The 24,721-nt window shown below is 75.2% G+C and carries 20 protein-coding genes; 12 read left to right on the forward strand and 8 right to left on the reverse strand.

Annotated elements, in window-relative coordinates; genetic code table 11:
* Positions 1-6 precede the first annotated feature (6 nt).
* The 3 genes from QSK52_RS00530 (at position 7) to QSK52_RS00540 (ending at position 5,970) form a co-directional block, all read left to right on the forward strand.
* A complete protein-coding gene (locus tag QSK52_RS00530) occupies positions 7-1,020 on the forward strand; it encodes a hypothetical protein (protein ID WP_285732219.1) in 1,014 nt (337 codons plus the stop codon).
* A gap of 136 nt (positions 1,021-1,156) precedes the next feature.
* Positions 1,157-3,031: an HSP90 family protein gene (locus tag QSK52_RS00535; RefSeq protein ID WP_285732221.1), complete on the forward strand. Its 1,875-nt coding sequence runs from the start codon at positions 1,157-1,159 to the stop codon at positions 3,029-3,031.
* The gene (locus tag QSK52_RS00540) at positions 3,031-5,970 is read left to right on the forward strand and encodes a tetratricopeptide repeat protein (RefSeq protein WP_285732223.1); all 2,940 of its coding nucleotides are present in this window, start codon (positions 3,031-3,033) and stop codon (positions 5,968-5,970) included. The genes QSK52_RS00535 and QSK52_RS00540 overlap by 1 nt, the downstream gene beginning before the upstream one ends.
* Before the next feature lie 76 nt (positions 5,971-6,046).
* On the opposite strand, the gene QSK52_RS00545 is transcribed toward QSK52_RS00540, so the two are convergent.
* Together QSK52_RS00545 and QSK52_RS00550 are read right to left on the reverse strand one after the other, a co-directional pair.
* Positions 6,047-7,612 (reverse strand): adenosine deaminase family protein, encoded by a 1,566-nt coding sequence (locus QSK52_RS00545; RefSeq protein WP_285732225.1) that lies wholly within the window; start codon positions 7,610-7,612, stop codon positions 6,047-6,049.
* A 145-nt stretch (positions 7,613-7,757) separates the two neighbouring features.
* Entirely contained in the window at positions 7,758-8,186 is a 429-nt protein-coding gene (locus tag QSK52_RS00550) for a DUF5997 family protein (protein WP_285732227.1), read from the reverse strand.
* A 93-nt stretch (positions 8,187-8,279) separates the two neighbouring features.
* On the opposite strand from QSK52_RS00550, the gene QSK52_RS00555 reads away from it, so the two are divergent.
* Positions 8,280-9,080 (forward strand): LysR family substrate-binding domain-containing protein, encoded by an 801-nt coding sequence (locus QSK52_RS00555; RefSeq protein WP_285732229.1) that lies wholly within the window; start codon positions 8,280-8,282, stop codon positions 9,078-9,080.
* 10 nt (positions 9,081-9,090) lie between these two features.
* Here the strand turns inward: QSK52_RS00555 and QSK52_RS00560 are convergent, their stop codons facing one another.
* Positions 9,091-10,224: a PQQ-binding-like beta-propeller repeat protein gene (locus QSK52_RS00560; protein WP_285732231.1), complete on the reverse strand. Its 1,134-nt coding sequence runs from the start codon at positions 10,222-10,224 to the stop codon at positions 9,091-9,093.
* 347 nt (positions 10,225-10,571) lie between these two features.
* Between QSK52_RS00560 and pgm the strand changes: the two genes are divergently transcribed.
* Both pgm and galT read left to right on the forward strand, forming a co-directional pair.
* Positions 10,572-12,215 carry a phosphoglucomutase (alpha-D-glucose-1,6-bisphosphate-dependent) gene (pgm, locus tag QSK52_RS00565; RefSeq protein ID WP_285732233.1) on the forward strand — a complete coding sequence of 548 codons (1,644 nt, stop codon included), beginning with the start codon at positions 10,572-10,574 and terminating at the stop codon, positions 12,213-12,215.
* 154 nt (positions 12,216-12,369) lie between these two features.
* The gene (gene galT, locus QSK52_RS00570; RefSeq protein ID WP_285732235.1) at positions 12,370-13,452 is read left to right on the forward strand and encodes a galactose-1-phosphate uridylyltransferase; all 1,083 of its coding nucleotides are present in this window, start codon (positions 12,370-12,372) and stop codon (positions 13,450-13,452) included.
* A 65-nt stretch (positions 13,453-13,517) separates the two neighbouring features.
* On the opposite strand, the gene galK is transcribed toward galT, so the two are convergent.
* Complete coding sequence (gene galK / locus QSK52_RS00575) at positions 13,518-14,675, reverse strand: galactokinase (protein ID WP_285732238.1); 1,158 nt, start codon at positions 14,673-14,675, stop codon at positions 13,518-13,520.
* A 146-nt stretch (positions 14,676-14,821) separates the two neighbouring features.
* Here galK and QSK52_RS00580 point away from each other — a divergent pair, with 146 nt between their 5' ends.
* Positions 14,822-15,604, forward strand: a complete 783-nt coding sequence (locus tag QSK52_RS00580) for a DeoR/GlpR family DNA-binding transcription regulator (protein ID WP_285732240.1) — start codon at positions 14,822-14,824, stop codon at positions 15,602-15,604.
* A 12-nt stretch (positions 15,605-15,616) separates the two neighbouring features.
* On the opposite strand, the gene QSK52_RS00585 is transcribed toward QSK52_RS00580, so the two are convergent.
* Positions 15,617-16,342: a hypothetical protein gene (locus QSK52_RS00585; RefSeq protein WP_285732242.1), complete on the reverse strand. Its 726-nt coding sequence runs from the start codon at positions 16,340-16,342 to the stop codon at positions 15,617-15,619.
* 28 nt (positions 16,343-16,370) lie between these two features.
* A complete protein-coding gene (locus QSK52_RS00590) occupies positions 16,371-17,534 on the reverse strand; it encodes a hypothetical protein (protein WP_285732245.1) in 1,164 nt (387 codons plus the stop codon).
* A 168-nt stretch (positions 17,535-17,702) separates the two neighbouring features.
* On the opposite strand from QSK52_RS00590, the gene QSK52_RS00595 reads away from it, so the two are divergent.
* From QSK52_RS00595 to QSK52_RS00615, 5 genes are all read left to right on the forward strand, one after another.
* Positions 17,703-18,602, forward strand: a complete 900-nt coding sequence (locus QSK52_RS00595) for an AraC family transcriptional regulator (protein WP_285732248.1) — start codon at positions 17,703-17,705, stop codon at positions 18,600-18,602.
* Between the two features lie 288 nt (positions 18,603-18,890).
* On the forward strand, positions 18,891-19,769 hold the full coding sequence (locus QSK52_RS00600) for a carbohydrate-binding protein (protein WP_285732250.1): 879 nt from the start codon (positions 18,891-18,893) through the stop codon (positions 19,767-19,769).
* A gap of 365 nt (positions 19,770-20,134) precedes the next feature.
* On the forward strand, positions 20,135-21,358 hold the full coding sequence (locus tag QSK52_RS00605; protein WP_352230262.1) for a serpin family protein: 1,224 nt from the start codon (positions 20,135-20,137) through the stop codon (positions 21,356-21,358).
* Between the two features lie 109 nt (positions 21,359-21,467).
* The gene (lepB, locus tag QSK52_RS00610) at positions 21,468-22,175 is read left to right on the forward strand and encodes a signal peptidase I (RefSeq protein WP_285732252.1); all 708 of its coding nucleotides are present in this window, start codon (positions 21,468-21,470) and stop codon (positions 22,173-22,175) included.
* Between the two features lie 102 nt (positions 22,176-22,277).
* On the forward strand, positions 22,278-22,685 hold the full coding sequence (locus QSK52_RS00615; RefSeq protein ID WP_285732253.1) for a DUF3224 domain-containing protein: 408 nt from the start codon (positions 22,278-22,280) through the stop codon (positions 22,683-22,685).
* 10 nt (positions 22,686-22,695) lie between these two features.
* Here the strand turns inward: QSK52_RS00615 and QSK52_RS00620 are convergent, their stop codons facing one another.
* The gene (locus QSK52_RS00620) at positions 22,696-23,907 is read right to left on the reverse strand and encodes an aminotransferase class V-fold PLP-dependent enzyme (RefSeq protein WP_285732254.1); all 1,212 of its coding nucleotides are present in this window, start codon (positions 23,905-23,907) and stop codon (positions 22,696-22,698) included.
* Between the two features lie 124 nt (positions 23,908-24,031).
* Positions 24,032-24,667 (reverse strand): helix-turn-helix domain-containing protein, encoded by a 636-nt coding sequence (locus QSK52_RS00625; protein ID WP_285732255.1) that lies wholly within the window; start codon positions 24,665-24,667, stop codon positions 24,032-24,034.
* Between the last annotated feature and the right edge of the window lie 54 nt (positions 24,668-24,721).

Below are 24,721 nucleotides of genomic sequence, written 5' to 3' on the forward strand. Positions count from 1 at the left end.
CCGGCAATGGGACTGTTCGCACGGCTGCTCGGCCGCAGCGACACCGGTGGCGGCCGCCCGGCGGCCGCGGACGCACGGCCCGCCGCGGGCGCGCAGGGGCGCCCCCGGATCGACCCGGCGTTCGGTGACGCCGAGTTGGCCAAGCTGCGCGCCTTCGTCGGGGTCGGCTCCTGGCCCGCCGCCCGGGCGATCCTCGACGCCGCCGACGGCCAGGAGGACCTGACGCTGATGGTCGAGGCCGTCGCCGACGTCCCGGGCGCCGAGGTGCTGGTCGGCAAGGCGCTGGAGGCGGCCCCGGACGACCCGCTGCTGCAGCTGGTGCAGGGCGCCCGGCACGTCAGCTGGGCCTGGGAGGCCCGGACCAGGGCCAGCGCCCGGAACGTCACCGAGGAGCAGTGGAAGACCTTCCACGAGCGGCTGGAGAGCGCCGAGGAGCACCTCTACCGGGCCGCCGAACTCGACCCGGCCCTGCTCGGCCCCTGGTACTTCCTGCAGATCAGCGGCCGCGGCGCCTCCCTCGACCGGAACGCCGCCCGCCACCGCTTCGAGGCCGCGCTGCGCCGCAGCCCCGGCCACCTCGCCTCGCACCGCCAGCGCCTGCAGCAGCTGTGCGAGAAGTGGCAGGGCTCGCACGAGCAGATGCACGCCTTCGCCCGCCGCGCGATGCTCGCCGCCCCCGGGGGCAGCCCGCACGGCGAGCTGGTGGCCCGCGCGCACATCGAGCACTGGCTCTCGCTGCCCCCGGAGGAGGACGCCGCGTACATGGGCCAGGAGCACGTCCGGGCCGAGCTGCACGAGGCCGCCGACCGTTCGGTGCGGCACCCCGACTACGTCCGCGGCCGGGACTGGGCGGTCACCCACAACGAGTTCGCGATGGCGTTCGCGCTCTCCGGGCAGCCCGCCGCCGCGCACCTGCTCTTCGCCGAGCTCGGCGACCTCGCCACCGAACGGCCCTGGTCCTACTGGGGCGACCCGGCGGAGGTGTACCAGCGCACCCGCCTGCAGTGCGCCGGACGCTGACCCCGCCCCGCCGCATCGGACCCCGCCGCATCGGACCCCGCCGCACCGGACCCCGCCGTACCGGACCCGCCGTGCCGAGCTCCACGGCACCGCCCCCGACCGACCTCCGCCCGCACCAGCCGAAGGACCAGCCCCGGTGACCCCCAACGACCCCAGCGCGCACACCTTCCAGGTGGACCTGCGCGGCCTGGTCGACCTGCTCTCCCACCACCTGTACTCCAGCCCCCGCGTCTACCTGCGCGAACTGCTGCAGAACGCGGTCGACGCGATCACCGCCCGGCAGGTCCTCGACCCGGCCGCGCCCGCCGCGATCACCGTCACCGCGGGCGACGCCCTCTCGGTCTCCGACACCGGCGTCGGCCTCACCGAGGCGGACGTGCACACCTTCCTCGCCACCATCGGCCGCAGCTCCAAGCGGACCGCCGAGGGCGACCTGGACGCCGGCCGACTCGCCGACGCCCGCGCCGAGTTCATCGGCCAGTTCGGCATCGGCCTGCTCGCCTGCTTCGTCGTCGCGGACGAGATCACCGTCACCACCCGCTCCGCCCGCACCCCCGACGCGCCGGTGGTCGAGTGGCGCGGCCGCTCCGACGGCCGCTACACCATCACCACGCTGCCCGCCGAGGCCCGTCCCGAGCCCGGCACCACCGTCACCCTCACCCCGCGCACCGACGCCGAGGAGTGGACCTCACCCCGCCGCGTCCTCGAACTCGCCCGCCACTACGGCAGCCTGCTGCGCCACCAGGTCACCGTGGTCGACGGCGCCGGGCGCACCACCCAGGTCAACGACACCCCCGCGCCGTGGGCCCGCCGCTACGGCAACCCCGCCGCCCGGCGCGAGGCGCTCACCGCGCACTGCCGCGACACCTTCGACTTCACCCCGCTCGACACCATCGACCTGGACCTGCCGCTGGTCGGCCTCAGCGGCGTCGCCTACGTGCTGCCGGAGGCCGTCCCGCCGTCCCGCCGGGCCGGGCACCGGGTCCACCTCAAGGGCATGCTGCTCTCCGACCAGGCCGACGAACTGCTCCCCGAGTGGGCGTTCTTCGTGCGCTGCGTGGTCGACGCCGAACGGCTGCGCCCCACCGCCTCCCGCGAGGCGCTGTACGCGGACGAGACGCTCGCCGCCGTCCGCGACGCGCTCGGCCTGCGCATCCGCGACTGGCTGACCGACCTGTCCGCCAGCGACCCGGGCCTGCTGCACCGCTTCCTGTCGGTGCACCACCTGGCCGTCAAGTCGCTGGCCCGGCACGACGACCAGCTGCTGCGGATGCTGCTGCCCTGGCTGCCGTTCGAGACCACCGACGGCAACGTCACGCTGGACGAGTTCGCCCGCGCCCACCCGGTCGTCCTGGTCACCCGCACCGTCGAGGAGTTCCGCCAGGTCGCCCCGATCGCGGGCGCCGCGGGCCTGGGCGTCATCAACGGCGGCTACACCTACGACCGCGACCTGGTGCACCGGCTGCCCGAGATCCGCACCGGCATCACCGTCGCCGACCTCGACCCGGCCACCGTGACCGCGCACCTCGACAACGTCGACCCGGCCACCGAACTGGCCGCCGCCGCGTTCCTCGCCACCGCCCGCGAGGTGCTCGGCCGCTTCGACTGCGACGTCGCCCTGCGCACCTTCCACCCCAGCAGCGCCCCCGCCCTGCTGCTCGACGACCGGGAAGCCCGGCACGAGCGCACCCGCACCCAACTCGCCGACCAGGCGGACGGGTTGTGGGCCGACATCCTCGGCTCGCTGGGCAGCTCCGCGCCCCGCGCCCAACTCGTCCTCAACCACCTCAACCCGCTGGTGCGCCGGGCCGCCGGCATCCGGCACCGCGAGCTGGCGATCACCACCGTCGAGGCGCTGTACGGCCAGGCCCTGCTGCTCACCCGCCGCCCGCTGAAGGCCAGCGAGTCCGCGCTGCTGAACCGCTCCTTCCTGGCCCTGCTCGACCACGCCACGCTCGGCCACGAGCCCGCCGCGCAGAACCCGCCCGCCACGCCGCCCCAGGAGTCGTGATGCTCGACACCATCGACGCCGTCCGCACCGCCCTGCGCGACAACGACCAGCTCCCGTACGGCCGCCAGCGCACCGTCACCGCGGAGGAGCTCGTCGACGCCGCCGAGCAGTTCGACGACCCCGAGCTGCTCGCCGTCGCCCTGCTGGAGCTGACCGAGGCGTACGAGTACGACGCCGAGCAGCGCAAGCTGCCGGTGGCCTTCGCCCGGATCGCCAAGCTCCGCAAGGAGCACCCCGACAGCTTCGGCGACTGGGAGAACCACGCCACCGACTGGCGCTACAAGTGGGTCGCCAACGCCCTGCTGAGCGTCCCCGAGGTGCCGCTGGAGGCGGTCCGCCGCTGGCACGGCGAACTGCGCAGCCACTACCTCGCCCAGGGCCACGACCTGCAGCCCTACTACGCCCGGCAGTACCGGCTCGCCGCGCACACCGGCGAGGGCGTGCAGGACGCCTTCGAGCTGTGGGCGACCCGCTGGCGCTCCCGCTACAGCGACTGCCAGGCCTGCGAACTGCGCGACCAGGCCCTGCACTTCGTCGACCTCGGGGACGACGAGCGGGCCCTGGAGACCTGGCAGCCGGTGTTCTCCGGCGAGCGTTCCTGCTCCGAGGAGCCGCACGTCAGCCGGGCCCTCGCGCTGCTGCCGCTGCTGCGCACCGGCCGGGTCGAGGAGGCCCGCTCCGCGCACCTGACCGGCTACCGCTGGGCCCGGGGCCGCTCCGGCGCCGCCCGGGTGATCGGCCTGCACCTCGAGTTCTGCGCACTCACCCGCAACGAGCCGCGCGGCCTGGAGATCCTCGCCGAGAACCGGGACCTCTTCGACCGGCACGGCGACCCGCTCTCCCGGCTGCACTTCCTCACCGGCGCCCAACTCCTGCTCGGCCGCCTGGTCGAGGACGGCCACGGCGACGTTCCGGTGGCCGGACCGCCCGGTGCGCACCGCACCGCCGCCCAGCTCCACGCCGAACTGCGCACCGAGGGCGACGAGTTGGCCGCCCGCTTCGACGCCCGCAACGGCACCGGTGCGGTCGGCGGGGCCCGCCGCGCCCGGCTGGCCCGCACCCCGCTGTTCGCCGAGCCGATGCCGCTGGGCCTGCGCGCCGCCGCCACCGCCGACACCCCGCTCCCGACCTCCGCCCCGGCCTCGCCCGGCACCCCGGAGGAGCCCGTCGACCTGGTCGAACTCGTAGCCAAGGCACGCGAGTTGAGCAACACCAACCACCCCGACGCGCTCCTGCACTGGAACCGGATCGGCGCCCTGATCGAGGCCCCCGAGCACCGCCACCCCGAGGACGCCGAGCAGACCGGCCTCGGCCCGCTGGCCCAGCTCCGGGCCGAACTCGCCCTGGAGCGCGCCTTCGACGAGCGGCTGCCCGACGCCGAGGCCAACGCGCTGTACGCCCAGGCCGCCGAGCTGTTCGAGCAGGCCGGGCTGACCGCCCGCGCCCTCGGCGCCCGGGCCCGCCGGATCGGCCCCGCCGACGACCGGCCCGGCGACCTCCGGCAGATCCGCGACATCCGCGACCGGCTCGCCGAACTCGCGGCCGCCGGAGCCCCGTTCGGCGGCCGCGAACTGGTCGCCGTGCTGCAGCTGCAGGTCAACGCCGAGATGCGCGCCGTCTTCGCGGCCGCCGCCGAGGGCGGCCCCGACGGCCCCGGCCCCGACCCGGCCGCCCTCGCCGAGGCCGAGGCCACCCTCGAACAGCTCTACACCGAGGCCGGCCGGCACGGCTTCCCGCACCGCCAGGCCAACGCCCGCCTGCTGGGCGCCCGGGCCCGCTTCCTGGCCGGCCGCCACCAGCAGGGCGGCGCCGCCGCCGAGGCCGACCGGATGATCGCCGAGGCCGAGGAGCTGGTCGCGCAGGCCGCCGCCCCCTGGCGGCTCGCCCACGTCCACGGCCAGCGCGGCGAACTCGCCCTGTACAACGGCGACCTGAAGACCGCCGAGGAGTACCTCCAGCGGGCCGTCGCGGTGGTCGTCCAGTACGGCGACCGCTCCGCCGGCGCCGCCCGGGTGCACGACGCCCTCGGCCGCACCTACCTCGGCCTGGGCCGCCCGGCCGAGGCCGCGGCCGCGTTCACCGAGTCCGCCGCCCGCTACGACCGCCTCGGCGACGCCGACGACGCCGCCTCCGCGCGCGTCATGCTCGGCCAGGCGCTGTGCAGCGCCGGCCGCGCCGACGACGGGGTCGCCGTCCTGGAGTCCGTGCTGCTGGAACCCGGGTTCGCCGAACTCGACGTCCGCGAGCAGGCCCAGGCCCGGCTGACCCTGGCCCGCGGCCTGCGCGAGATCGGCGAGCCCCGGGCCGCCGCCGAGGAGTACCTGCTGCTCGCCGACCGGGTCGCCGAGTTCGAGGAGAAGCACATCCTCACCATGGTCGCCGCCGAGGCCGCCTCCGCCCTCGCCTCCGCCGAGCAGTGGCCCGCCGCCGACCTGGCCCGGCAGCGCGCCCTCGACAGCCACCGCACCGCCCCGCACCCCGACGCCGTCTTCGACATGCTGCTGCGCCAGGCCCGCCACACCGCCGACCGGCACGGCCCCGAGCACCCCGAGGCCGCCGAACAGGCCCTGGCCCGGATCGACGAGGCCGCCGAGGTGGCGCGCACCGCCGCGGCCGAGGACCAGGAGTTCGCCAGCGGCTGCCCCGAGGGCACCCTGCACGACACCCGGGCCCGCACCCTGAGCAGCCTGGGGCGCAACGAGGAGGCGCTGGCCGAGATGGAGCGGGCCGTCGCCGCGTTCGCCGCCTACGGCCCCGGCGCGCACCACGGGCAGGCCGAGTCGATCCGGGTCGCCGCCCTGCTGGAGGCCAACCGGCTCGACCGCCCCGAGGCCGCCCTGGCCCGCCTGGACGCCGCCGTCGCGATGTTCCGCGCCGCCGGGGCCCCCGACGCCGCCGAACCGCTCGTCGAACTCCGCGCCCACCTCGGCCGCCACTGACCGAGCCCGCCGCGCACGCCGACGGCCCGCCGGGGGGAGCCACCCCCGGCGGGCCGTCGCCCCTCTCCTCACCGGGCTACTTCAGGTGCAGCACCGAGGCCTCGAAGGCCCGGAACGCCCCCTCCTGCTTCCACTCCAGCGCCGCCTTCGGGCTGGCCGCCAGCAGCGCCGCGCACTTCGGCGTCGGGTTCTCCGCCCCCAGCGTCCGCCCCTGGCACTCCGGCACCGGCTTGAAGCCGTCGCGGTCCCGCCACAGGCTGCGGCCCGCCACGAAGCCGTACTCCAGCGAGTTGCGCGCCAGGTCCTTCAGCTCGGCGTAGCCCAGGCCGTAGGTCTGCGCCGCCCGCACGTACTCGTGGGTGATGTCGATCCGCTCCACCCCCGGGTCGTCGGTGGCCAGCGCCGTCGGCACCCCGTACTTGCGGTACAGCGGGAACGGGTGCTGCTGCCCCTCCACCTGGAGGATCTGCGCGTTGGAGGTCAGCGGCACCTCGACCAGCACCTTGCGCTCGGCCAGGGTGCGCAGCAGCTCCGCCGAGTCGTCCTCGTGGGTGACGTCCACGCCGTGCCCGATCCGCTCGGCGTGGCCGGTCAGCACGGCCTGCCGGATGTGGAAGGCCAGGTCCGCGGGCTTCACCAGCCCGGGCACCAACTCGCCCGCGTGCAGGCTGATGTGGGCCTTCGGGTAGAGCGGACGCAGGAAGTCCAGCATCTCCATCTGGAGCTGGTAGTTGTCCAGCGAGGACTGGTAGTCCTCCGGCTGCACCAGGTTCACCGCGACGAACCGCTCGTCCTGGGAGGCCAGTTCCATGCCCAGCAGCAGCTGCGCGAACACCCGCGCCGGAGTGGACGCCCGGGAGGCCTGGGACTGCACCCGCACCGTCACCGCACAGCCCGGCCGGGCCTGCGCGGTGCCGCACTGCTCGGTGGCCTGGTACTCGGCCAGCGCGGTGTCCAGGTCGGTGCGGGCCCCGTCCACCAGCGCCTGCATCCGGCCGTCCGCCAGCAGCTTCTGCCGCAGCGCCGCGAAGTCGGTGTCGAAGCCGACCTCGGCGGCCAGCTTCGCCACCCCGACCGAGGACGGGGTAAGCATGGTCTCCAGGTAGCTCTGGTGCTGCGCCGCCATGGTGTCGGTCACCTCGGCGAGCATCGTGCCCGGGTGGCGCCAGCTGGCCTCGCCGAACTTGCCGAAGGTGGCGAAGAAGTGGTCGTGGCCGGACTCCGGGCCCGGCGTGAAGTCCTGCATCGACCAGGCCCGGATCACCTGGGTGCGGAACTCGCCCTCCGCCAGCGCGTCCCCCGCCGGACGCAGGGTGCCCTGGCAGGGGCCGGTCGCCGAGGCGAGGGTCACCGAGTCGATGCACAGGCCGTCCTGCGCGGCCAGCCGGATCAGCAGCTCGGTGGAGACCGCGCCGGAGAGGTGGTTGTGCAGGTCACCGCCCTTGGGCATCGCCCGCAGGAAGGCGTCCAGACGCGCCGGGTCCTGCCGGATGCCGTCCAGCACGCCGGAGACGGCTTCCTCGGTCGAACGGGGCCCGGGCCGGTCGGCGGCACCGGCGGCGGGGGCGAGCGGCAGCAGCAGGGCCGTGCAGGCGACGAGAGCTGCTGGGGCGGTACGGCGTAGCGACATCATGATCGCCATGCTGGCGGACCGTCAGCCGCCGTACCCCGCAACGCCGTTCATGTCGTGGGCACACCATCCGAAAGAGTGCCGCCGCACGGAAACGGCCCTGCAACGATCGGATCGTGCTACTTACTGCCCGGCGCCGGGCACCCGGCGCCACCCGCTACTTGCGCAGGGACCTGCCCGCGGCCCGCTCGGCCTTCACCTTCGCCGCCTTGTCCGCCGCGTCCTTCACCCGCTGCGCCTCCTTGCGCACCTCGGCCTGGAGCGCACGCTCGCGGCGCAGCCACTCCGGGTCCTCCTCGCGCAGCGCGTCGATCTGCTCGGTGGTCAGCGCCTCGGCGATCCCGGCCCGGTTCAGGCCGGTGACCGAGATGCCGAGCCGGGCGGCCACCACCTGCCGCGGGTGCGGCCCGTTGCGCCGCAGGTCGGCCAGCCACTGCGGCGGCTCGGCCTGCATCGCGTTGAGCTCCTCGCGGGAGACGACGCCCGCCTGGAACTCGGCGGGGGTCGCCGCCAGGTAGATCCCCAGCTTCTTGGCCGCGGTCGCGGGCTTCATGGTCTGGGAGGTCTTGGGCTTGGGCGTAGTCATGCGACAAGGGTATAGGGAACGAGCCCCTGCCCAGCTCACGGCCACCGCCCCGCCGCCCGCGGCGGCCTCCGGCGGACCGCTAGCCTGGAGCCCGTGACCGAGAACGAGCAGTCCCCCGCCTCCTTCCGCCTGGTGTACGTGCCCGGGGTGACGCCCACCAAGTGGCTGCGGGTGTGGGGGGAGCGGCTGCCGGACGTCCCGCTCGAACTGCTGCAGTCGACGCCCGCCGACGGGCACGCCCTGCTGCTGTCCGGCGGCGCGGACGCCGGGCTGGTCCGGCTGCCGGTGGACCGGACGGTGCTGAGCGCCATCCCGCTGTACACCGAGACCACCGTCGTGGTGTTCCCCAAGGACCACTGGCTGGCCGCCGCCGAGGAGGTCACCGTCGCCGACCTCGCCGAGGAGATCGTCTTCCACCCGCAGGACGACACCCTCGACTGGCCCGAACTGCCCGGCCGCCCGGCCTTCGAGCGGCCCGCCACCACCGGCGACGCGATCGAGCTAGTCGCCGCCAACGTCGGCGTGCTGGCCGTCCCGCAGTCGCTGGCCCGGCTGCACCACCGCCGCGACCTGACCTACCGCACGCTGCTCGACGTCCCGCAGTCGCAGGTCGCCCTCGCCTGGCCGGAGGAGGCCACCACCGACCTGGTCGAGGAGTTCATCGGCATCGTCCGCGGCCGCACCGCCAACAGCTCCCGCGGCCGCACCGCCGCCGCCGAGGAGCAGCGCCGCCCGTCCGCGAAGAAGCCCGCCCGCCCGCAGCCCAAGGGCCAGCCCGGGGCCCAGTCCCAGCAGCGCACCGGCCAGGGCGGCAAGCCCAAGCCGGGGGGCCAGCGCGGCAGCGGCCGCACCGCCCAGCCCAAGCGCGGCAGCGGCGGCGGCCGCAAGAAGTAGCCCCGCTCGGTCACCGACCGCCGGTGGCACGGGTGAAGGCGGCGAGCCGGGACGGCATCCGTCCGGTCCGGGCGTCGACGGCGCTCACCCTGCCCACGTGGGTCGAGACGACGGCGATGCCGTTCCACAGGACGGGCACGGTGCCGCCCCTGGGGCCCAGGTACCGCTTCCAGCGCCGGGCGCCGGTGGCCAGGTCGACGGCGCACAGGTAGTTCATGCCCCGGCCGGAGACGGTCCAGCCCGAGGTGCCGCTGAGGGCGACGGCCGAGGCGTCGCCGGGGTGGGCCGAGTGCCAGCGGACCTCGCCGTCGGCCGCGTCGACGGCGTAGCAGCCCGTCCGGCGCGACCTCCTGGTGCCGAAGTACACGGTGTCGCCCAGCACCGAGACGCTCTCCCGGATGAGCCCGTCGTAGGCCCGGGCCCACAGCACCTCGCCGTCCTCCGCGGCGTGCGCGAACAGCGTGGACTGGACGGCGGCGTAGACGACCCCGCCCGCGACGCACGGGGTGTTGGCCATGTCCACCCAAGTGCTGTCGCACTTCACCCGCCACAGGAGGTCGCCCGTGGCGGCGTCGAACGCCGTCAGGTCGCCGACGTCACTGGTGCGGAAGATCCGCCCGTCGGCGAGGGCGGGATGGGTCGAGGAACGGTCGAGGACACTGGTCCACCAGAGCGTTTCACCACTGGCGAGGTCCACCGCGAACAGGCTCGCAGGGTTGGCGCCGCGGTGGTACATCCAGGCGGAGTCCACCCCGTACAGCACGCCGTCGTCGGCCACGAGCCGTACCCGACCCCTGTGGCGCTGGCGCCAGCGTTCCCGGCCGTCCTCGGCGTCGAGCGCGTACAGCCCTCCGTCGTCGTCGGTGACGCAGACGACGCCGTCGCTGACCACGGGGGGTGCGAAGTCCATCCGCCCGCCGATCGTGGTGCTCCAGCGCAGGGCTCCCGTCACCGCGGACAGGGCGTAGCAGACGCCGTCCTGGGAGCAGACGTACACCGTGCCGTCGCAGACGCTCGGCGACTGGAGGTCCCGGTGCCTCCCGGTCCGGAACTGCCAGGGCCGGAAGTCCGGGGGGAGCGCCCCCTCGGGGTAGACCCCGTTCCGGGTCGGCCCGCCCTGCAGCATCGTCCTCGAACCCGCCATCGCCCCTCGTGTCCCCGGCCGTCGCCTGCGGCGGGTGCCCGCGCGGCGGTCCGTGCGCGACCGCACTGCGCCGGGGTCCTTCCCGCAGCCCCAGCCTAGGCTGCCCCGTCGGCCGGGGAACAAACCGGGGGCCGGCGGGCCGGACGGGGGCGCCCGCGTCACCGCGGTCAACTCCGGCCGCTCCGGCGGGAGCTGACGCCGGGCGGCCCCGCGGTCCGCGCAGGTCGGACGGGCGGGTTCCTCCGTTCCCGGGGCCGGGAGCCCACGCCGTTGCCGACGTCGGGGCGGTGTGGCCCGCATGATGGTCGGCGGGCATCCTTGCCGTACCGACCGAGGGGATCAACCACATGGTGCACGCACGGGCCGGTCAGCCGGCGCAGCCGCAGGACCTGATCGACGTCGCCCGCCTGGTGACGGACTACTACGCACTGCAGCCCGACCCGGAGGACGTCGCCCAGCGCGTCGCCTTCGGCACCTCCGGGCACCGCGGGTCGGCGCTGCGCGCCGCCTTCAACGAGGACCACATCGCGGCCACCGCGCAGGCGATCTGCGACTACCGGGCCGAACAGGGCACCACCGGGCCGCTGTTCCTCGGCATCGACACCCACGCACTCTCCGAGCCCGCCCGGGCCACCACGCTGGAGGTGCTGGCCGCCAACGGCGTCACCGTGCTGCTCGACACCGCGGACGGCTACACGCCGACCCCGGCGGTCTCGCACGCGATCCTCACCCACAACCGCAGCCGCCCCGCGGCCCTCGCCGACGGCATCGTGGTGACGCCCTCGCACAACCCGCCCGCCGACGGCGGCTTCAAGTACAACCCGCCGCACGGCGGTCCGGCCGACTCCACCGCCACCGGCTGGATCGAGCGCCGCGCCAACGCCCTGCTCGCCGCGGGCCTGGAGGGCGTCCGCCGCGTCCCGTACGCCCGGGCACTGGCCGCCGACACCACCGGCCGCTACGACTTCCTCGGCGCCTACGTCGACGACCTGCCCGCCGCGGTGAACCTGGACGCCGTCCGCGACGCGGGCCTGCGGATCGGCGCCGACCCGCTCGGCGGCGCCTCGGTCGCCTACTGGGGCCGGATCGCCGAGACCCACCGCCTCGACCTCACCGTGGTCAACCCGCTCACCGACCCGACCTGGCGGTTCATGACCCTGGACTGGGACGGCAAGATCCGGATGGACTGCTCCTCCCCGTACGCGATGGCCTCGCTGATCGACAAGCGCGACGCGTACGCCCTGGCCACCGGCAACGACGCGGACGCCGACCGGCACGGCATCGTCACCCCCGACGGCGGGCTGATGAACCCCAACCACTACCTGGCCGTGGCCATCGACTACCTGTACCGCCACCGCGAGGGCTGGCCCGCGGCGGCGGCCGTCGGCAAGACCCTGGTCTCCTCCTCGATGATCGACCGGGTGGTGGCCGGGCTCGGCCGCGAACTGCTCGAGGTGCCGGTCGGCTTCAAGTGGTTCGTCGACGGTCTGCTGAACGGGACGGTCGCCTTCGGCGGCGAGGAGTCCGCGGGCGCGTCCTTCCTGCGCCGCGACGGCTCCCCGTGGAGCACCGACAAGGACGGCATCCTGCTGGCCCTGCTCGCCTCCGAGATCACCGCCGTCACCGGCAGCACCCCCTCCGCGCTGTACCGCGAGCTGGTCGCCCGCCACGGCGACCCGGTCTACGCCCGGGTCGACGCCCCCGCCGACCGCGCCCAGAAGGCGGCCCTGGCCGCCCTGGACGCCGACCGGGTCACCGCCGACACCCTGGCGGGCGAGCCGATCACCGCCGTCCTCACCCACGCCCCCGGCAACGGCGCCGCGATCGGCGGCCTCAAGGTCACCACCGAGAACGCCTGGTTCGCCGCCCGGCCCTCCGGCACCGAGGACGTCTACAAGATCTACGCCGAGAGCTTCCGCGGCGAGTCCCACCTGGCCGAGGTCCAGTCCGCGGCCCGCGACCTGGTCACCGAGGTCCTCGCCAAGGCCTGAGCCGGGGCCCGAACCCGCCCCCTCCTGCCGCACCCCTCCGGTCCGCCGACCGGAGGGGTGTTGCATTGTGGTGCACTCTGTTCGAAGATGTTCGGTGTATCGGCTCACCCCTCCTGCCCCGAGCCGCGACCCGAACCACGAGGAGTGTGCCGCCGTGCACAAGACGGTGACCGAACTGGCCGACGGCCGCGAACTGATCTACTACGACGAGGAGCCCGTCCACCGCGAGGCGCCCGACCGGCGGCCGCTGGAGCCGGCCGCGAGCGTCTCCGAGGTGCGGGTCGACCCGTTCACCGGCGACGCGGTCACCGTCGCCGCGCACCGCCAGGCCCGCACCTACCACCCGCCGGCCGACGAGTGCCCGCTGTGCCCGTCGCGGGAGGGGCGGCTCAGCGAGATCCCGGCCGCGGACTACCAGGTCGCGGTGTTCGAGAACCGCTTCCCGTCGCTCGCCGACTCCTCCGCCGCCCACGTCGCGCCCTGGTCGGACGGCCCGTACGCGCTGACCCCGGGCACCGGCCGCTGCGAGGTGGTCTGCTTCACCTCCGACCACCGGGCGTCCTTCGCCGACCTGTCCGAGCAGCGCGCCCGCCTGGTGCTGGACGCCTGGACCGACCGCACCGCCGAGCTGTACGCCCGCCCCGGCGTCCGGCAGGTGTACTGCTTCGAGAACCGCGGCGCCGAGATCGGCGTCACCCTCGGCCACCCGCACGGCCAGATCTACGCCTTCCCGTTCACCACCCCGCGCACCTCCCTCGCCCTGGACCGCGCCGCCGCCCACCTCGCCGCGACCGGCCGCAACCTGTACGACGACGTGCTGGCCGCCGAGCGCGCCACCGCGGGCAAGCCGGACTCCCGGGTGGTGCTGGCGGGCGAGCACTGGACGGCCTTCGTCCCGTTCGCCGCCCGCTGGCCGTACGAGGTGCACCTCTACCCGAACCGCCGGGTCGCCGACCTGACCGCCCTGGACGCCGACGCCCGCGCCGAGTTCCCGCGGATCTACCTCGACCTGCTGCGCCGCTTCGACCGGCTCTTCCCCGCACCGGCCCCGTACATCGCCGCCTGGCACCAGGCGCCCCGGCCCGCCGCCACCGAACTCGCCCTGCACCTGGAGCTGTTCACGCTGCGCCGCACCGCCGACAAGCTCAAGTACCTGGCGGGCACCGAGTCCGGCATGGGGGCGTTCATGAACGACGTCCGCCCCGAGACCGCGGCCCGCACCCTGCGCGAGCTGTAGGCGCCCGCACGCACGGAGAACCCGCCCGGGAGGCTCCTCCCGGGCGGGTTCTCCGCGTGCGCGCCCTACCGCAGCCGGTGCGCACCCTGCGAGGGCACCGCCGGGAAGGTCTGCGGCTCGCCGAACCCGGCCGCGGCGAACGCCCCGCGCACCGCCCGCTCGACCTCCGCCAGCCGGTCGGTGTCGACCAGGGCGAGCACCGAGCCGCCGAAGCCGCCGCCCATCATCCGGGCGCCCAGCGCGCCCGCCGCGTTGGCGGCGTCCACCGCCAGGTCGGTCTCCGGGCAGGAGACCCGGTAGTCGTCGCGCAGCGAGGCGTGCCCGGCGGTCAGCACCGGGCCGAGCGCCCGCGGGTCGCCCGCGTCGAGCAGCGCGACGGTGTCCAGCACCCGCCGGTCCTCGGTGACCACGTGCCGCAGCAGCGGCCGCAGTTCGGCGGGCAGCCGCTCCTCGGCCGCGGCCAGTCCGTCCGTGTCGACGTCGCGCAGCGCCCGCACCCCGAGCAGTTCGGCGGCCCGCTCGCAGCCCGCCCGCAGGCCCGCGTACGCGCCGTCGCCGAGGTCGTGCTTGACCCGGGTGTCGATCACCAGCAGGGACAGGCCGACCGCGGGCAGGTCCAGCGGCACCTGGCGGCCGGTCAGGGTCCGGGTGTCGAGGAAGTACGCGTGGCCCGCGACGCAGCAGCTGGACGCCATCTGGTCGAGCGCGCCGCACGGCACCCCCACATAGGCGTTCTCGGCGCGCTGGGCCAGCAACGCCCGGCCGGGGGCGTCCAGGCCGAGGCCGTACAGCTCGTCCAGGGCGATCGCGGTCGCGCACTCCAGCGCGGCGGACGAGGACAGGCCCGCCCCGGTCGGCACGTCCGAGGAGAACGCCAGGTCGGCGCCGCCCACCCGGTGCCCGGCCTCGGCCAGCGCCCAGAACACGCCCGCCGGGTACGCGGCCCAGCCCGGCACCGAGCCCGGCGCCAGCTCGGCGAGCGCGAACGCGGTCACCGAGCCGTCGCCCTGCGCGCTGAACACCCGCACCAGGCCGTCCTCGCGGCGGCGGGCCGCGACCCGGGTGGCGTGCGGCAGCGCGGCGGGCAGCACGTAGCCCTCGTTGTAGTCGGTGTGCTCGCCGATCAGGTTGATCCGGCCGGGAGCGGCCCACACGCCGTCGGGCGGGCCGTCGAAGGCGGAGGCGAAGGCGGCGGCGGCATCGGCGGCGGCATCGGTGGTCATCGGGTGCTCCAACGGACGGTCACGGACGGTCAGGCGATATAGTCAACACATTCAAACACACTGCACCAGACTCGAACAGGGTCGGTGCGCCGCCCCGCGAACTATGCTGAGCGCCGTCCCACTCGCACCCCCACCCGGAGGACACCGTGACGACCGACGGCGGACTGCTCGCCGACCAGCGCCGGGCCCTGATCCTCGACCTGGTCCGCCGCGACGGAGCCGTCAAGGTCGCCGAACTGGTCGACCAGCTCGGCGTGTCCGACATGACCGTCCGCCGCGACCTGGACGCCCTCGCCCGCTCCGGCGCCGTCCGCAAGGTGTACGGCGGCGCGGTCGCCCGCACCACCACCGCGGAGGAGCCCGCCTTCGAGGCCAAGTCCACGCTGGCCGCCGACACCAAGGCCGCCCTGGCCGAGGCCGCCGCCGCCCAGGTCCAGCCCGGCAGCGTGGTCGCCGTCTCGGCGGGCACCACCGCCTACGCCGTCGCCACCCGCCTGCTCGACGTCCCCGGCCTGACCGTGGTCACCAACTCGCTGCCGGTCGCCGAACTCGTCCGCACCCGCGGCGACGCCGGCCCCGCCCTGCTGCTCACCGGCGGCGCCCCCACCCGCTCCGCCGCCCTGGTCGGCCCGCTCGCCGACCAGGCCATCCGCTCCCTGCACGTCGACCTGCTGGTCATCGGCGCCCACGGCGTCAGCGAACGCGCCGGCCTGACCACCCCCAACCTCGCCGAGGCCCAGACCAACCGCGCCCTGATCGCCTCCGCCCACCGCACCGTCGCCGTCGCCGACCACAGCAAGTGGGGCGTCGTCGGCCTCAGCAGCTTCGCCGCCCTCACCGACCTCGACTGCTTCATCACCGACCGCGCCCTGCCCGCCGACGCCCGCACCGTCCTCACCGAGACCTGCGGCGAACTGCTGGTGGTCTGACCCGCCGGGCCGTCAGCGGGCGGCCAGCGCCGCCGTGATCCGGGCCTGCCGGGCCGCGGGCAGCGCGGTGGCGCACCGGGGCGAGTACTCGCCGTCGTTGACCAGCGCCCCGTCCGGGTCCCTGCGCCAGCGCGGCGCGCCGCACGGCCCCTGGACCGCCAGCAGCGCGGCGGCCAGCCGCTCCGGCTCCGCGAACCGGGTGCGCGCCCGCAGCGCGGCCGCCAGCCGGTCGGCCGCCCCGGCGGGCGCCTCCGCCTCGCCGAACGCGGGCAGCAGCAGGAGCAGCCGGGCGTGCGGATCGGCCGTGCTGCCGCCGGGCAGCCCGTTGTCCGCGGCGGCCACCAGCTCGTCCCAGCACAGGCCGGGCCCGCTGAAGCAGCCCTCGTCGGCGGCCAGCGGCTCGGCCGCCTCCCACTCCGGGTGGTGCAGCAGGTAGTCGATCCCCTCGTCCCCGGCGAACGCCCGGTACACCACGTGCAGCAGGTGCCCGCCCCCCAGCGGGACCGTGAACACCGGCCACTGCTCCCCGCTCAGCAGCCCCGCCTGCAACCGCCCGGCCGCCAGGTCCTCCGCCTCGTCGACGAACTCCTCCGCCTCCTCCAGGTCGGCGCACCAGTTGTGCAGGTGCCCCACCCAGAACAGGTGGTCGTCCAGCAGTTCGGGCCGGTGCCGGTACGGTCCGCCGTCGTAGCCGGGGATCACGGCCGGGGGAGCGGAGGGGTGGTCGTGGTGCGCCATGCGGGCATCATCACCGGCGCCGGACGGCTCAGTCCAGGACGACCTTCACACCGCGCTCCGCCAGGATCTCCAGCACCGCGTCGAAGTAGCTGCGCAGCGGGTCGGTCCTGACCACCCGCCAGGCGAGTGAGCGCCGGGCGGTCTCCGCGTCGTGCCAGACCAGGGTGCGGCGGGCACCCCCGTCGAGGTGTTCGTGCAACCAGTGCAGATCGAAGCCCAGGGACAGGCCCGGGCCGAGGAACGCCTCGCCGAGGGCCAGGTGCAGGCCGGGGACGTCGGTGGCGTGTCGGCCGTCGAGGTGGTGCTCGTCGCTGCCGTGCGGGGCGGCGGACAGGCTGGTGGGACGGCACAGGCCCAGCCACTCGTCGCGGCCCGAGGTGTCGAACCCGACCCACCCGCCGGGCTCGCTCGGCGGCCCCTCGAACCAGAGGTCGCGCACCCTCCGGCAGTCCGGGGTGGGGCGGTCGGGGCTGCCGTCCGCGAAGGTGAGGTCCAGCAGCGCACCGCCGAGGACGGAGGGGCGGGCCTCGGTGATCAGCAGCGGGAAGTTCTCGGTGCGCAGGACGCCGCCGAAGCGGTCGAGACCGACCAGTTGCCCCCAGCCGTCGTTCCCCCCGCCGGACGGTGCCAGGCCGTCGAGCAGCGCGGGGGACGGCTCGCAGCCGATCAGTTGCACGGGCTGGGGGAGGGGGTAGCGGTCGTACAGGCCGCCGATGCTCCCGCAGTGGGTGAGCGGGGCGGTGATCCGCTGGTCCGTCGACCGGACCTCGAAGTACGGCTGCGCGGGCGGACGGGGGCGGCCGTACTCCCAGTCGTCGCGCAGGCGGGTGCCCAGGACCAGGTCGACCAGGCCGGGCGCGCCCGCCGTCGGTCGCATGGCGACCGTCGAGATGTCGAACAGGGCGAACACGTGCGGTGGCCAGTCGTCGTTCCGGCCCAGCACCTCCAGCATCAGATCGCCCAACTGCCGCCCGCCCGGTCCGGCGGCCATGACCGCCAGCGGACTGTCGGCCGGGCAGCCCTCCAGCACCAGCACCGTCCGGTCCGGGTGCTCACGCGGCACGTACAGGCCCTCGACGTCCACGCAGCGCGCCAGCAACTCGACGGCCTCCCAGTCCTGTTCGTCGCCGACGTCCCGCACCAGCACGTACCGCAGCGGGAACTCCCGCTCCCAGGAAGCGAAGTCCGCCACCCGCATCCGACCTCCAGGCCGTCGTGATCCGATCGCGGACACACCGTAGGACATCAACGCCCTTCCACTCCAACGGTTATGGGGCCGGGGCGGGCCCGCGTGTGCCGGTACGTGCCACTTGGTCTGGACCACTGGACGTCCGGCGGGCCGTTTGCGCACACTGGCGCGATGAGGCTCCGACCGGCCGCCGGCCTGGAACTGCACGACCTGGACGTGCCCGATCCGGGGCTGCTGCCGTTCGCGGCGGGCAGTTTCGACGCGATCGGGCCGCTCTCCAGGGCGGACTTCCCGCACCGGCACTCGTTCTACGAACTGGCCTACGTGGTGGCGGGCAGCGGGACGCACGTCATCGACCTCGTCGAGCACCGGATCCAGCCCCCGATGCTGTACGCGGTGCTGCCGGGGCAGGTGCACCGGTGGTGCGGGGCCGGCCGACTCGACGGCTGGATCCTGCTGTTCAACGAGGACTTCCTGCACCGGCACCCCGAGGACCTGGCCCTGCTGCGCTCCCTGGCGACCGGCCCGGCGATCCGGCCGGACCGCCGGGAGCACCGTGAAATGGTGTCCGTCCTGCGGGAGTTGACCACCGAGCACGAGGCCGGGCTGGACGGCGGGCCGAGCGTCCTGCAGGCCCTGCTGCATGTCCTGCTGGTGCGGGCGCTGCGGGCGGCCCGCCGCCGCGACGCGGCGGCGGTGCCCCGCGCGGCCGGGCACCCGCTGGTCGGCAGGTTCACCCGGCTGATCGCCGACTCGGACCGCACCGACCGCTCGGTGCTCGCACTGGCCCGTGAGCTCGGCGTCTCCGCGGGCTACTTGCACGAGGTGGTGAAGGAGGCCACCGGCCGCACCCCGGCCCGGCTGGTCCGCGAGCAGCAGACCCTGGAGGCCAAGCACCTGCTCACCACCACGGACATGACGATCCGTCAGGTCTCCGCCGCGGCCGGTTTCTCCGATCCGGCCTACTTCTGCCGCTTCTTCCGGCGCGAAGTCGGTCGCACCCCGGGCGAGTTCCGCGAGCAGTCCGGCTGGAGACAGCCTGAAGGCAGCCTGAAGGCAGGCTCAAGGTGAACTCAAGGCGGCCCGACGGCGTGACGATCAGCACCACAACTCACATGACGTACAAGCAAGTTGAGCCGGAATCCGGGCCGAAGGCCAGTCGAACGGCGCGTGACGGCTGCTGAGGAATGCACCACGTCCCGCCGCCCCCGTCCATCGACGGCCCGGCCGGGCAGGGCCTAGCGTCTGAGGCGCCCCACAGCGCCGCCGCACCGGGAGGCCCGACCTCTCCAGGTGTCATGTCCCATCCAAGGGAATCCGGGCGTGCGGCGACCATCCGAAGCAGTCGAACGGAGAGCCATGTCCATCCCCCACAACCCACTGGACGGCCTGGGAGAACTGGCCGACCGCAAGATCAGCCGCAAGGGCCTGCTGAAGGCGGCCGCCGCGGCCGCCGCCGCCCCCGTCCTGGTCGGCACCGGAGTCGCGCTGGCCCGCGACGCGGTCGCCGCCGACGCCCCGGCCCCGCTCACCCCCGAGTGCACCGACGGACACGTCACCGGTGAGCAGATCGAGGGCCCGTACTTCAAGCCCGGCTCCCCGCTGCGCACCAGCCTGGTCACCAGCGGCACCCCCGGCACCCCGCTGACGCTCAGCGGCTACGTCTTCGGCCGGAACTGCCTGCCGATCGCCGGCGCCCTGCTGGACTTCTGGCAGGCCGACACCAACGGCGCCTACGACAACTCCGGCTACACCTTCCGCGGCCACCAGTTCAGCGCCGCCAACGGCGCGTACACCCTGACCACGATCGTCCCGGGCCTCTACCCGGGCCGCACCCGGCACATCCACGTCAAGGTGCAGGCCCCCAACCAGCCGATCCTCACCACCCAGCTGTACTTCCCGAACGAGCCCCGCAACGCCACCGACACCATCTACGACCCGGCGCTGCTGATGACGGTCCGCCAGGTCGGCAACGGGCGCGAGGCCAGCTTCGACTTCGTGCTCAACGTCAACGGGACGGGCTCGCCCAGCCCCAGCCCCAGCAACTCGAACCCGGGCTCGCCCAGCCCCAGCCCGAGCAGCACGGGCGGCGGCTCCACCACCTGGACGGTCGGCGCCAGCTACAAGGCCGGCGACGTGGTCACCTACAACGGCGTCACCTACGTCTGCATCCAGGGCCACATCGCGTACGCCGGGTGGGAGCCGCCGAACGTCCCGGCCCTCTGGCAGCGCCGCTGACCGGCCCCCGGTCCCGTCGCTGACCGGCCCCACCCCCACGCGGACGGTCAGCGGCGACAGCCACCCGAAGCGGCGGCGCGGCCCCCACTCCCCGGGAGGGGAAAACCGGGAGACCGGGGGCCGCGCCCGCCAGCGCCATGGCGGCCCGAGCGCGGGGTGCCCGGGCCGCCATGGCGCACCACCCTCCCGACCCCCGCGCGTCCGCGAACCCCCCGCCGCCCACCCCGGAACCACCCCACCCGCTCGGTGCGCCGGCGGGGCGGCGAGGCCGCGGACGACCGCCGCCGATAACCGCTCGCCGCCGGGCCCGCGCAGCGCCTACCCTCCGGCACAGGACCGCCACCGGGGAGAGCCGCACCGTGCCGATGCACCACACCGTCCGCGCCGTCAACGAGCTGACCGCCCGTTGGGGGCGCACCGCCCCGGCCGACGGCCGCAACACCGCCTTCAGCGCCCCCGGCGCCTGGGCCCCGCTCGCCCTCCTCGCCGCGGGCGCCACCGGCCCCGCCGCCCGCCAACTCGCCGACGCCCTCGGCGTCCCGACCGCCGGTGCCGCCGCGGCCGGACGCGAACTGCTCGCCGCCCTCGACCGCACGCCCGGCGTCACCGCCGCACTCGGCCTCTGGACCGGGGAACGCCTCCCGCTCGAACCGGCCTGGACGGCGGCGCTGCCCCCGCACAGCCACCGCCGGATCACCGGCGACCCGGCCGCCGACCGCGCCGCGCTGGACGGTTGGGCCGCCGAGCGGACCGCGGGCGCGATCCCCCGGATGCCCGCCGAGGTCACGCCCGACACCGAACTCCTGCTGGCCGGCGCCCTCACCGTCCGCACCGACTGGATCCGCCGCTTCCACTCCCACCCGTACGAGCCCGAGGCCGGCCCCTGGCAGGGCCGTCCCGTGGCGGGCCTGCACCGCCGCACCGGACTGCTCGACCGGGTCGGCGTCGCCGACGGCACCGAGGCCGGACCGCTCACCGTCCTCAAGGTGCTCGGCCTGCGCGGCGTCGACGTCCACCTCTGCCTGGGCCCCGCGGACGCCGCCCCCGGCGCGGTCCTCGCCGCCGCCGTCCGCACCGCCGAACGGCCCGGTCTGCTGCGCCCCGGCACCGAACTCCCCGACGGCGCCCCCGGACCGGGCCTGACCGCGGGCTGGGTGCGCAGCTACTCCCGTGAGCCCGAACTCCTGGTCGGCACCGTCGAGTTCGACCTGACGGACGACCACGACCTGCTGGAACGGCCCGACCTGTTCGGCCTGCGCGCCGCCTCCGACACCACCCGCGGCCACTTCCCCGGCATCAGCGCCGCACCGCTGGCGGTCGACTCCGCCCGGCAGACCACCACCGCCGTCTTCGGCCCGCGCGGCTTCCGCGCCGCCTCGGTCACCGCCCTCGGCGTGGCCGCCGGGGCCGCCGCACGGCCCCCGTACGCGGCCCGGCGCCTCACCGCGGAGTTCGACCGCCCGTTCGCCTTCCTCGCCGTCCACCGCACCTCCCGCCTGGTCCTGGCCGCGGGCTGGGTGGCCGACCCGAAACCGGCCGACCCGGACCCGTACGACTCCGAGGAGGGTGACCCGGAAGACCAGTGGTGACCTCCCCCCGCCGCGCGGCACCGTCCGGCCCGCTCGCTACACTCCCCGGTCTGTCCGCGCGCACGGCGCGGTCGTACCGGGGTGCGGGGCACGGGGAGTTGACGCGAACGTGAAACGATGGAGCGGACTCGGCAAGGCGGCGCTGGTCCTCCTGATCCTCGGCCTGGCACTCCCGGCCGCCTCGATCGGCTACGGGATCTCCCTGCGGCCGCACGTGATCGTGCTGGGGAGCAGCAGCATGGCCCCCACCTACCACGCCGGTCAGCGGGTCACCACGTACGCCGTCGACCCCGGGGAGGTCCGGCGCGGCGACGTGGTGCTCTTCACGGCCGCCATGGAGCCCGGAGGCCCGCCCGAGAAGACCCTCAGCCGGGTGGTTGCCCTCGGCGGCGACCACGTCTCCCAGTGCGGCGACCGGCCCGTCCAACTGAACGGAGCCCCGCTCGACGAGCCCTACCTGCAGGGCGGCGCGCCCAACGGCGGGGACTGCTTCGACACCACCGTCCCCACCGGGGAGATGTTCGTGATGGGCGACCACCGGGCCGCCGCCTACGACTCCCGGTACCGGGGCACCTTCCCGGTCGCCTCGGTGATCAGCCGCACCCAGGGGAGCACCGCCGCCCTGGCCACCGTCGGCCTGCTCTTCCTGCTCGGCGTGCTGCTCCTCCCGGTGGCCCTGGTGCTCTCCCTGATCGCCCGCCGCCGTCGGCGCACCGCCCCGCCCGAGGCCCTCGCCTACCCGGCCTGGGTGCTCGGCGCGACGCCCCCCGCGGCCCCGCAGCCCGCGGCCCCGACCTCCCTCGACAAGGCGCCCTGAGCCCAACTGTCCCGATCCCAACTGTCCCGATCCCAACTGTCCCGAGCCCAACTGCCCCGAGTCTCCGCCGGATTGTCGGTGCGGCGGCCTACCATCGCGGCCATGCGAGCATCAGGAACCTTCACCGTCGCCGAGTTCACCCCCGCGCCCGTCCCGGAGGGCGACGTCAAGACCGCCGCGGGGGTCGGCGTCGCCACCATGCGCAAGGAGTTCCGCGGCGAGGTCGCGGGCCGTGCCGACACCCTGTTCACCGCCGCCTTCGACCAGGTCACGGGCGTCGGCACCTACCTCGCGATGGAGTCCTTCGCGGGCACCCTGGGCGGGGCGGAGGGCACCTTCAACTTCGCCCACTCGGCGACCACCCTCGGCGTCGCCCGGGACGACGAGTACTTCGTCATCGTCCCGGGCAGCGGCACCGGGGCCCTCGTCGGCATCACCGGCACCGGCTCCATCGTCATCGACGAGGACGGCACCCACCGCATCCACCTCGACTACGAACTCCCCGCGTAGCGGCCCGGGTTCAGCCCTCGCGCGCCCACGCGCACAGCACCGGCACGCACCGCTCCGCGAAGTACTCGTAGTCCTCCGCGGTGTTGTACACGTGCGTGGACAGCCGGAAGTACCCCGTCCCGCCGAAGCTGGTGAACGCCGCCTCGACGCCGAACTCGGCGGCCAGCCGGTCCCGCAGGGCGTCGGCCTCCAGGCGGGTGCGGCCCAGTCCGGCCGGGAGCTTGACCAGGCGCAGGGCGTTCACGGGCATGCCGACGTCCGCCGCGGCCGGTTCGCCGGTCGCGGCGGCGATCTCGGCGCCGATCAACTGCTCGGCGTAGTCCGCGAGTTCGCCCATGTAGCGGCGGGCCTCGGCCCAACCCCACTGCCCGGCGACGAAGTCGAGCGCGGTCGGTGCGGCCAGGTAGCCCGTGACGTCCAGCGTCCCCTGGGTGTCGAAGCGCTCCGGGAACGGCTCCTGGGCGCCCCACGAGTCGATCAACGGGTGCAGTGCGTGCCGGAGTTCACCGCGGGCGACGAGCGCGGCGGTGCCGCGCGGCGCGCAGCCGAACTTGTGCAGGTTGCCGACCCAGGCGTCGCAGTCCACCCCGGCCAGCGGGTCCTCGTCCAGGCCGGGCACGTGCGCGGCGTCGACCAGCAGCGGGACGCCGCGCTCGCGGGCGAACGCGCCGACCAGGTCGACCGGCAGGTAGCGGGCGGTCGCCGAGGTGATCCGGTCCAGCACGATCAGCGCCGTCCGGTCGCCCACCGCCCCGGTCACCGCCGCCGCGGCCTCGGCCGGGCCCGCCCCCAGCGGCACGTGCACGGTGCGCACCGACCCGCCCCAGCGCCGGGCCAGCCGGGCCGCACCCATCGTCACCGCCCCGTACCCGTGGTCGGTCACCAGCACCTCCCCGCCGTCCCGGTGCGGCAGGCTCCCGTACACGGTGCTCGCCCCGGCGCTGGCGTTCGGCACCAGCGCGGTGAACTCGGCCGGTACGCCCAGGAAGTCGGCGATCGCCGCCCGCGCGGCCGCCACCCGCCGCGGCAGCCCGGGGAACCACACCACCGGCGAGGCGTCCATCTCCTCGCGCAGCCGCTGCTGCTCCCGCTGCGCGACCACCGGCACCGCGCCGAACGAGCCGTGGTTCAGGTGCCGCATCCCCGGGTCCAGCGACCATCCGGCGGCGGCGGGACGCCCGTCCCGCAGCAGCAGGGGCTCGGGCGCGACGAGGGTGCCCACGACTTCTCTCCCATCCGGCCGGGAGCGACAGTGCCCCGTTGACCTGCGGAGATCCTGGCACAACCGGGACCTGCCCCGACCGGCGGCCCCCGGCCCCGGGAGCCGTGGTGGGGGAGCGCGCCGCTCAGGCCCGGCGGGAGATGAACATGACGTACTCGCAGGGGGCGTCCGTCCGGTTGGCGAAGCCGTGGTCCGCGTCGGCCTGCAGGAACAGCGAGTCACCGGCCCGCAGGGTCTCGTCGGCGCCGCCGAGCTCGACGGTGAGGGCGCCCGCGAGCACCAGGAGCTGCTTCTCGGCGCCCGCCGGGTACGCGGGCAGCAGCCCGGTGGAGACCCCGGCGGGGAGGCGGTGCAGCACCATCTCGGCCCCGCCCGCGCCCGGGGCCGCCGACACCACGTGCCGCTCGAACCCGGTCTCCGGGTCGCGGAAGACCGGGCGGTGCTCCGCGCGCAGCACCACGGCCACGCCGGGCGAGGCGGCGGCCGGGGCACCGGTCAGCTCCGAGAGCGTGGCGCCGAGCGCGTGGGCGATCCGGGACGCGACGCCGATCGTCGGGCTCTTCTCGCCGCGCTCGACCTTGGAGAGCATCGCCCGGCTGACCGCCGACCGAGCGGAGAGCTGCTCCAGCGTCAGGCCCGCCTCCTCGCGCCGCCGCCGCACCCGGCCGCCGAACGCCCCGGCCAGCTCGTCGTCCCGGGGCGCCCCGGCGGGCTCGTCGCCGTGCGGTGCTCCGGCCGCGGTTCCGTCCTGCTCGGCCACCGTGCTCCTCGGTCGATGGGGTGCCTGCCCGTACGGCCCACAGTGTAGTGTTTC

The sequence above is a fragment of the Kitasatospora phosalacinea genome, assembly GCF_030268885.1.
Classification (GTDB): Bacteria; Actinomycetota; Actinomycetes; order Streptomycetales; family Streptomycetaceae; genus Kitasatospora; species Kitasatospora phosalacinea_C.